Here is an 8,788-nt window from a genome sequence, read left to right as displayed (position 1 = left end):
TATATCAAACCCTGATTTCTTCGTTGAAACAGAATCTGCAAGGAATGGTCTCAAAGCCTTGTAAATATTGGCTTGTGAGTTTTCGGATGGGTCTATTTCTTTGGCAATTTCACTTTCTAGCCAGAGTTTTCGGGTTAACCAGTCGGGAAATGCTTTCAAAAAACTCCGCCAACTGTTGGGAGCGGTTAGGTGATAGGTTGTGAGTAAGCGTTCAAATTTAACAACAGGATTTTCGTAAAAAACAACATAATCTAACTGATGTTCGTCGATTCCCGCAGCTTCTAGACAATAATCAATGGCATGATGGGGAAACTCTGCATCTGCTTTGATGCGGGTAAATCTTTCCTCCTGGGCTGCTGCAATGATTTTACCATCTTCGACTAAAGCCGCCGCCGAGTCATGGTAATAAGCAGAGATACCGAGAATCCGTGTTTTGCTCATGGTTGCCTCCCTGCACCTGGAATTAGGGTTAGGGTGAGTTGTCTATCATTATTTTGAAAGCTGGCTGACAGTCGAATTGTATTAGCAGATTTTGCAGATGACTGTCCCTCCAAATTCCAAACTAAAGATGTTCCTTGCTTCTCTTCAAAAGAGTAAATAGTGCCGTCGTCAAATTTGCGTTGAGAATCTACGGCTGTTAGATCCAAAGACGCTGCTTTTAATCCAGTTCCTGAAAGACGAATTTCTTTAATGGCTACAGGAACTTCTAAATTTAGCTGCACAAAGGGTTTACCAATTGGCAAACGCAGCATATATTCTTCTGATTCAGGATACTTAAAGGTGTAAATTCCCGTAGAACTTGCAACTAGATTTAGGTTGTAAGGAACCCAATCGTTGATGTGAATCGTTGGTGGTTTAGATGGAGGAGTTCGTTCACCTAATACTTGTGGATAATCAGCTTCGAGAATATCTGCGGCTTGTTCCCCATAAAAATGAGTCGCGGTAGTGCCAGGATGTCCATTGGCTGGATTGATGCGCCAAGTGTAAACAGGATCTGAGTTAAAGCCTGAATAGAATTTGAGAAAATTTTCTAAGATGTTATATATGGCTATTTTCTCTGCCTTAAATAGGGGGATAATTTTGCTGTATAGAGTAGTGAAGTAAGCACGATCAGGGTAAGTTGGCAAAGTCATTACAAATCTAGGGATACCGCTACTGACTTGAAAATGCCCTAGTTCTTTTACTGTTTTCTTGTAAAGCTCAAAATTTTTACCTTCAAGTAATTTTAACTTCCATTGACTATATTCATAGCCAAATCTTTTTTCATCCATTGTTCCTGGAACTTTTCGAGAACGAGCCTCAAACAGAAGTGTATTTAATCTCGGAAAAACACCTTTATCTCTTAAGGTTGTAATCAACTTTATTATTGGGTCTTGATTAACGAACTTATAATTAAATGGCTCAATAACCCCTTCATCGGGATCGTTCGTTACATAACCCCAAATAATTAAGTTTGGTTTATAAACTCGAACGAGATTACGTGCTTGCTCTAACTCTTGGTGGGTTGAAGCTCCACACAATCCAGCAGCAATTACCTCTACTTGCTCGTAGCCTCTACGAGTTAATTCTCGCTGTAATTGCCGCCACCAAATATCATTCATATTACTATAGCCATCACCCCATACAAAAGAGTCTCCCATCACAAGAATACGTTTGGGTTTCGTTGCTACCTTACTAACAGGAAATCCCTTTGACCGCCAAATCCACTCTCCTTGTGCTGGATTCCTGACCGTACCGGATGTGAGGATTTTTTCTTTGTTATTGCGATTAATGCGATCGTCTTCCTGTTGCCATACTGAGGAGGATAGTTGTGGAAGTTGCCGTCTTGATTGGGTTCTAGCTTGAGTGACAGAGGTTGCCAGCAAAGACATAGAGGCAACCTGATATTTTTGCGTTGATCCCAATCGAATTATTTTGCTCTTTTCTATGTAGTCAAGATAACCTTCTATTAAACAAAGACCGCTTACTAAGACTATTAAGGAAATCAGAAAGTATTTGAGGGCTTTGTATGGTACAATTAGGGCCTGTTTATTTGCAATTTTAAGTTTGATTATCGCTCTGGGCGGCTGATGGTTATCGAACCATTGCCAGCTAATAAATTGGGAATTTCGTCGCTGGATATTTACGATACTGATAAATAAAATTGTTAACCCTAAAAAACTGATAGCTGTAGCTGCTAAAGCGCAACTAAATTGATTCCAAAAGTAGAACGGTAATATAAACTCTCCATTCGCTTCAGGTTGAATTTTTAAATTCCCAATTTGAATGGAGTCAATTTTCACTTGATCGGAATTAGCAGCATCTGGAACAAACTTGAGTCGATGCCAAGGTGTTTTAGTAACTTTAATTTCGTAAAGCTCAGATTTTTGATTTTTTTTTGGCTCAAAATACAGCTTTTCAATAGCACTGTTAGGAGCATATAAATTGGTTTCGCGTGCTTGGCTGTTGGCTGTTACCCGCACTTTACCGCTCCAAGGGCTACGCAATAATGTGATAGTTAAATTGCTACCTTTCACTAGTACTTCTAAAGATTGCGGTTGCCCAGCGCGAGCAGCAGCTATTTTACCTTGAGGTCCGTATTGATTGTCAATTAGTTCCCACTTTTGCACACCCATTAACGCTTTTGACCAGTTAATCTGGTTTTCTGGTGTTCTGATATCTACAATCCAGACTTCAGAACCTTTAGCGTCAGATGCTTTTTCTGCTAACGCTTCAACCTTAATATGCCAATTAGTAGAAGAGGCTTGATTAGTAGGAGTTTTTGCTGATTTTATCGGAATTATTTTGTAAGCATTAGGATGAAGTGCTGGGTTATCCCAGTAAGCTTTAACGTTTTTAACATCGTCTGCTGTCATTTGAACCTGAACAGGCAAAGTTAGATTAGTAAAAAATTTTTGCCAGCCAGGAAAACTAATAAACGCTAATACCGAAGCCGCAATACAAGGTGACAACCAAGTTTTGTGGGGACTAACAAAGATTAACAACCTACGAGAGAGGTTCACTTAAATTTTCTCCAAGAAAGGTTATTAAGTAAAAATATCAAGTTTTATCCCTTTTAGTTTGAGTTACCTGCTCAAAGCAGATGGATCGTATCAGAATTTGATTATTCACTTTCCATACTTCACATATCTTTACTAAGGGAGGGGGAAAGGGGAAATGTTGAATTCAAGTTTAAAATGGACTTGAATCAATATGGCTTTGAAGTCATAATATGAGAGTATGGCGTGGGAAGTTTTATTTCATGAAGAATTTGAGCCTGAGTTCTATGAACTCCCCCAAGGGGTTCAAGATGAATTGCTGGCTTATGCAAAATTGCTTGAATGCCAAGGTCCACATCTTAAAAGACCTCACGCTGATACACTAGATATCTCCAGAAATTAAATATGCGTTATCCAGAATCCTTGTAGAGACGTAGCAGTGCTACGTCTCTACATTCATTTTCGGAGATGTCTACTTAATGGTTCCTGTCATGACAATATGAAAAAGCTTCGTTTTAAAGCGGCAAACGGGGTGTGGCGAGTAGCCTTTGCTTTTGACCCAAAACGCCAAGCAATCTTGCTTGTGGCTGAGGATAAGACAGGAACGAGTCAAAAACGATTTTACAAACAACTTATAGCAAAAGCTGATAAACGATTTGGCGAGCATCTGAGTCGATTAAAAGAAGAAGGAGAAAAAGGTGACGGTGAAGAATCTCAATGAAATAATGCAAAAACTTCCACGCGATCGCGCCCAAAAAATTGAAGCGCGGGCAGCCGAGCTAATCGCGGAACATATGACACTTCGGGATGTAAGAAAAGCAAGGGAACTTACTCAAGAGCGGATGGCAGAATTATTAGGGATTCGCCAAGATAGTATCTCAAAGCTGGAAAAACGTACCGACCTTCTGCTTTCAACTCTCCGTAGTTACTTAAATGCAATGGGTGGTTCGCTTCAACTAATTGTGGAATTTCCCGATCGACCACCTGTTGTAATTACTGGACTTGCAGAACTCGATGAGAAAGAAGAAAAAGCAAAATATCGCCAGGTGTAGGGGCACGGCAGTGCCACTACGTGTCAACTTAAGCTCAAATGCTTACCCGACATGCGTTTTACCCCCCTTAATCCCCCCGATGTCTTGGGGGGAAACCGGAAAATATAGTTCCCTCACACCACATGCTTCTCCCTTGGCGCTAGCCTCTCCCAATGTGAGAAGGGGAGACGCTGCGCGAACAAGTCGGGCGTTGCCCCAATACGGTTCGGATAAGGTTTTTTGATGACAAGCCTGATTATTAGACATCTCCAGAAATTAAATATGCTTTACCCATAACCCTTGTAGAGACGTAGCAGTGCTACGTCTCTACATTGTTTTTCGGAGATGTCTATTGTAGAGACGGCGATTTATCGCGTCTCTTGCCTTAACCGAACCGTATTGGGCGTTGCCCGCCCAACGCAGTGGCTCCCCAATGCATCGGGAGGATTAGGGTGGGGTAACGCGTTGAGTGATGGTAAGCCAGAGAACTGAATATCACGTTTTGACAAGGGTTTCACGTTAAGTTGACACCTTATGGGCCAATACAGTTCAGTTAAGGGCTAATGGTAAAAATTTTGGGTTTTTGAGACGCGATAAATCGCCGTCTCTACAAGTGTTTTGGTCTTATCTGAACTGTATTGCCTTATGGGCAGTGCCGTGCCCCTACGGGTATACTCACCCTTGTCGGGAAACGCTTTGGTATGATAAAATAGTAAGATTAAATAGTAAGACTAAGGAAACATATCTTTGGCTAAGAAAGTAACAATCACACTGGATGAAGATATTTTGGCTTTTATAGATAAGCGAGGTGCTAATAATGGAGAAACTCCTAATCGTAGTGGGTACATCAACGATGTCTTGAGTCAGCATCGTCGTACAATCTTAGAAGCAGAGATGATTGCAGCGCTTCAAGAAGACGCTAATAACCCAGAGTATCAGGAAGAAATCGCACTTTGGGATTGTGTCGCTGGGGATGGAATTGAATAATGCCTAAAGGTAACTTAACTTATCGACGTGGAGAAATACGCTTTTGTAAACTTGACCCAACAGTCGGTACAGAATTGCGAAAGACACGCTCTTGCCTAGTTGTTCAGAACGATATAATGAACCAGCACGGTTTGTTAACAGTTGTAATGCCATTCAGACCAGGAAGTAAAAATGCTCCTTATGTTGTTAATGTTGTAGCATCTGCTATGAATGGTTTAGATCAAGACCGTTACATTGATGTTGGACAAATTCGCAGTATTGATAATAGCCGAGTTCTCGGATTAGTAGGAGTGTTGGAAGAAGAATATTGGCAATCGATTCGGACAGCATTGAATATAGTACTTGAATTTTCTTGACAAATCACTCTTTATATTACACATAATATTTGATATGTAAAAAAATATTAATAATTTTGTTAAAAACCTTGACAAGTGTTAAAGGATGTTTGAAAAGTCATGATTGATGTATCAAATGAGAGCATCCCAAATGTGCAAAAACCTTGATAGGCCTCATCCCCTAACCCCGAATCCCATGTTTGGGATTCGGGGAACTAGAGTTATGTCTCCCCTCTCCCAAACATGGGAGAGGGGCTGGGGGTGAGGGAAAATATTTAAGCAAAATTGGGATACTCCCTATCAAATATTTTTTACCCCACCCTAACCCTCCCCGTATGTATTGGGGAGGGAAATAGATTTCTTGTTTTCCCCCAAGACATCGGAATGCTGTCAGCTATCACGAATTTGAGATAGTACTAGGTTCTAACTTAAAAGATTTGTTAATTGCAGATGGAGATGCGGAAGAAATGAGAAGCTTGTATCCTATCTCAAATGAAGAGAAACTTTTACAGCAGTACTTTAGCGAAGCTAATGTGAATCAACCTTTGGCATTCACTAATAAAATCCTCAATCTAATTTTTCAAAAGGAAATGCTGCAAAATCATCATACTAACAACTTTGAAGTCAGCTTCAAACAGATAATAAAAGACAAATTGCCCCCGGCAGTTAAACGAATAGCATTACTTGTCACAACCGAATACGAAGGTATTTTTAGGAATGGTGGAATTGGCACTTACTACCGCACTCTTGGTGAGAAATTAGCAGCAGAAGACTTTTATGTTGTGCTACTGCTTTGCCAAAGTCAAGAGAAGTTTGCTGGAGAGTCAACTATTCCCGCAGTGAAACATATCTTTTCGACGAGTGAATGTATGGATGTACTAGAATTACAGCCGACTCACTTGGCAATTTTATCTCAGTTGCAGCATGGAGAATGGGTAGACTACGAGAGCTATTGTGCGCTATTTTTTGCTCAAGCGCTCGCTACTACATTTCCTCACACCTATATTTACATTGAATTTCCCGAAATGCTGGGATTGGGATACCGCACAGTTCAAGCCAAGCGAACAGGCATTTTAGGAGAAAATTGTGTGGTGGCTGTGACTTTGCATAGTGGGCAGGAGTGGCTGCAAGAAGCTCATGCAAGGTACACACATTCTCATCCTGACTGGTTTTGGCAAACGAGCCATTATGAGCAGTATTCCTTTGAACAGGCAGATTTAGCATTCTTTCTGTCACATTTTCTTAAAGAGAAAGTAGAGAAGTATGGCTGGAAAACATCTCATGCAAAGCATTTACCTTATTGTTTTTCAGTTATTGAACAACCGTTGCAAACAATTACGCTGAGAAATGATTTGCAACGAATTGTTGATGAAGATAAAATTCCGCTTGTATTTTTTGGACGATTAGAGGAGAGAAAAGGACTTTTTACCTTCCTAGAAGCAATCAAACTACTAGAAAGCAATGTTATTGAAAAAGTTCATATCATCTTTCTAGGTAAGAACGTTGAGCTGCAAGCAGAGGGTTTACAAGGTTTAGATAGCCAGCAATATATTAAACAAAAGTTAGGCTCTAATTGTTGTTACACCATTGTGACTGATTTGTTCAGTCAAGAAGCGATTCAGTTGATTAGTTTGTTGCATTGTGCAGTCGTTTGCCTCACCAGTAGTCAAGAGAATTTTCCCCATACAGCATTAGAAATGGGACAATTACCTGTTAGTTTAATCGTTTCAGACACAGGTGGATTTCAAGAAACTCTCAATCTCATTGAACGCACCAGTGGTGTGCGCTGGTTCATACCGGAAGATGTGCGATCGCTTGCACAAGCTATGATTGAAGCTATCTCAGTCTACCCTGAGAAACTCGGTGTACCGATGAGAGAGTTTCTCCATGTTGTGAATCAACGTCTGCTGAATCAAAGATTTGAATACATGAAGCAAGCTTTTTGTCAAACAGCTACATCACCTGCAACCCATCTAGACAGAAGTGAACCCAGGCAATGGATACTGGGTATGACTTCAATAGATGAGCAACTCTTTTTAGAGAACTATGCCCAAAATGAGTATTCAGGTAGAGGAGAGATTGTAGAGCTTGGTTGCTGGTTTGGCTCATCAACTATTTCCTTAGCAATGGGACTTGAGGCTAATTCCTATGTAACGAACAAAAGCCAGCGCATTCATGTTTATGATATTTTTATTTGGTCTTCACTGGGTGGAATGCAGCAAAATGTCATTGGCACTTCGTTAGAAGGAAAGTACAAAGATGGAGATAGTTTTCTAGACGAATACCTGGAGCGAATTAATCCTTGGAGTCATCTCATTCATGTTCATCCTGGGGATCTTGCAGAAATTGGCTGGCAACAAGGTGAAATTGAGTGTCTTTTTATTGATGCGATGAAATCCTGGGAATTAACAAATAGTATTGTAAAGAATTTCTTTCCTGATCTGATTCCAGAAGTATCTCTGGTAATCCACCAAGACTTTGCTCATTACTATACTTCTTGGATTCATCTAATTATGTATCGCTTGCGAGAGTATCTAGTGCCGATTGAGCATCCCTTCATTTATTCCTCTAGAGCTTTTCGCTATGTCAAGCTGATTCCCAACGAGGTGTTACAAAATTCATATTCATTTGATAGTTTTTCGGAAACTGAAGTTGAAGCCGCTTTTAGTTATTCATTAGACATTACACCAAAGAAAATGCAGCCGAATATTCTGGCAGCTAAAGTTATGTACTTTATTCATATCAGAAATTTTGAAAAAGCCAAGTTGGAGTTTAAAAAATCGATATTACAGCTTGATGATTTTGAATGGTTAGAGTTGGCTGATGTTCAAAGACATGCTAAGATGCACTACTCAATTGACCTACTAAGTTAAAGCAAAATTAATTACACAGATGTTTTATTTTCAATTAGCTGCGGTACAGTAAGTGAGAAAAATTCAATGTATATGAAGAAAAATAAATTAGCTGTAGGGTGTGTTATGCCTTATAGCAACGCACCTGAGATTGTTGACGGTGCGGCGCTTGGCGACAACACACCCGACATTAAAATTCCTTAACATAGCTGGAAATATTAGCACCGACTTACTTATGCACAATCCTCACTTGTTCCTCATCAAATACCAAGAGTTTAAGAAAGCAAACGTTTGATGATTAGCTGTCCTAGTAGTCTGTGTCATTAGTTCTGAAGGGTTATAAAAGTTCGTAGTCAGGACTTTAGTCCTTGATTTGAGCGATAAATCGCTCACTACAAACCCTTCATAACTAATGACATGAACTACTAGTAGTCTATCAAGCCAACTATGCTGGGTGAGACACTTCTGAAACATCTCTTTTCTTCTCTCTCTGTGCCCTCTGCGCCTCTGTGGTTCGTTTATTTACCCTTCAAACTTCGCTTGATAGACTACTAGTTTTTCTGAAAAAATAGTTTCAGTTTATAGTTCCTATTTTAGTTTCCTAT

The 8,788-nt window shown here is 40.0% G+C and carries 7 protein-coding genes and 1 pseudogene; 6 read left to right on the top strand and 2 right to left on the bottom strand.

Annotated features, from left to right (window positions below):
- Both V7K67_RS21190 and V7K67_RS21185 read right to left on the bottom strand, forming a co-directional pair.
- Positions 1–441: carbamoyltransferase N-terminal domain-containing protein (locus tag V7K67_RS21190; RefSeq protein ID WP_335168270.1), on the bottom strand; the 441-nt coding region annotated here is incomplete at its 3' end.
- Entirely contained in the window at positions 438–3,002 is a 2,565-nt protein-coding gene (locus V7K67_RS21185) for an SGNH/GDSL hydrolase family protein (RefSeq protein ID WP_334733881.1), read from the bottom strand. The genes V7K67_RS21185 and V7K67_RS21190, both read right to left, overlap by 4 nt.
- A 217-nt stretch (positions 3,003–3,219) precedes the next feature.
- Between V7K67_RS21185 and V7K67_RS21180 the strand changes: the two are divergent.
- The 6 genes and pseudogenes from V7K67_RS21180 (at position 3,220) to V7K67_RS21155 (ending at position 8,204) form a co-directional block, all read left to right on the top strand.
- Positions 3,220–3,699 (top strand): annotated as a pseudogene (locus tag V7K67_RS21180) (type II toxin-antitoxin system RelE/ParE family toxin).
- A gap of 4 nt (positions 3,700–3,703) precedes the next feature.
- Positions 3,704–4,030 carry a helix-turn-helix domain-containing protein gene (locus V7K67_RS21175; protein WP_334733882.1) on the top strand — a complete coding sequence of 109 codons (327 nt, stop codon included), beginning with the start codon at positions 3,704–3,706 and terminating at the stop codon, positions 4,028–4,030.
- Positions 4,031–4,354: 324 nt separating this feature from the next.
- Complete coding sequence (locus tag V7K67_RS21170; protein ID WP_334733884.1) at positions 4,355–4,501, top strand: hypothetical protein; 147 nt, start codon at positions 4,355–4,357, stop codon at positions 4,499–4,501.
- A 255-nt stretch (positions 4,502–4,756) separates the two neighbouring features.
- Positions 4,757–4,996 (top strand): type II toxin-antitoxin system MazE family antitoxin, encoded by a 240-nt coding sequence (gene mazE, locus V7K67_RS21165; RefSeq protein ID WP_334733885.1) that lies wholly within the window; start codon positions 4,757–4,759, stop codon positions 4,994–4,996.
- Positions 4,996–5,352 (top strand): type II toxin-antitoxin system PemK/MazF family toxin, encoded by a 357-nt coding sequence (locus tag V7K67_RS21160; RefSeq protein ID WP_334803592.1) that lies wholly within the window; start codon positions 4,996–4,998, stop codon positions 5,350–5,352. Before mazE ends, V7K67_RS21160 begins: the two co-directional genes overlap by 1 nt.
- 446 nt (positions 5,353–5,798) lie before the next feature.
- Entirely contained in the window at positions 5,799–8,204 is a 2,406-nt protein-coding gene (locus tag V7K67_RS21155) for a glycosyltransferase (protein ID WP_335168267.1), read from the top strand.
- Positions 8,205–8,788: the final 584 nt, after the last annotated feature.

The organism is Nostoc sp. (genome assembly GCF_036917155.1).
Lineage (GTDB): Bacteria > Cyanobacteriota > Cyanobacteriia > Cyanobacteriales > Nostocaceae > Nostoc.
Note: the sequence above shows the minus strand (reverse complement) of the source record. Positions and strands in the feature narration are given on the sequence as shown.

Bases quoted from the DNA above. Each gene is read 5' to 3' on its own strand.
- V7K67_RS21170 (WP_334733884.1), top strand. From the start codon at position 4,355: ATGTCTATTGTAGAGACGGCGATTTATCGCGTCTCTTGCCTTAACCGA.
- V7K67_RS21175 (WP_334733882.1), top strand. From the start codon at position 3,704: ATGCAAAAACTTCCACGCGATCGCGCCCAAAAAATTGAAGCGCGGGCA.
- V7K67_RS21160 (WP_334803592.1), top strand. From the start codon at position 4,996: ATGCCTAAAGGTAACTTAACTTATCGACGTGGAGAAATACGCTTTTGT.
- V7K67_RS21155 (WP_335168267.1), top strand. From the start codon at position 5,799: ATGAGAAGCTTGTATCCTATCTCAAATGAAGAGAAACTTTTACAGCAG.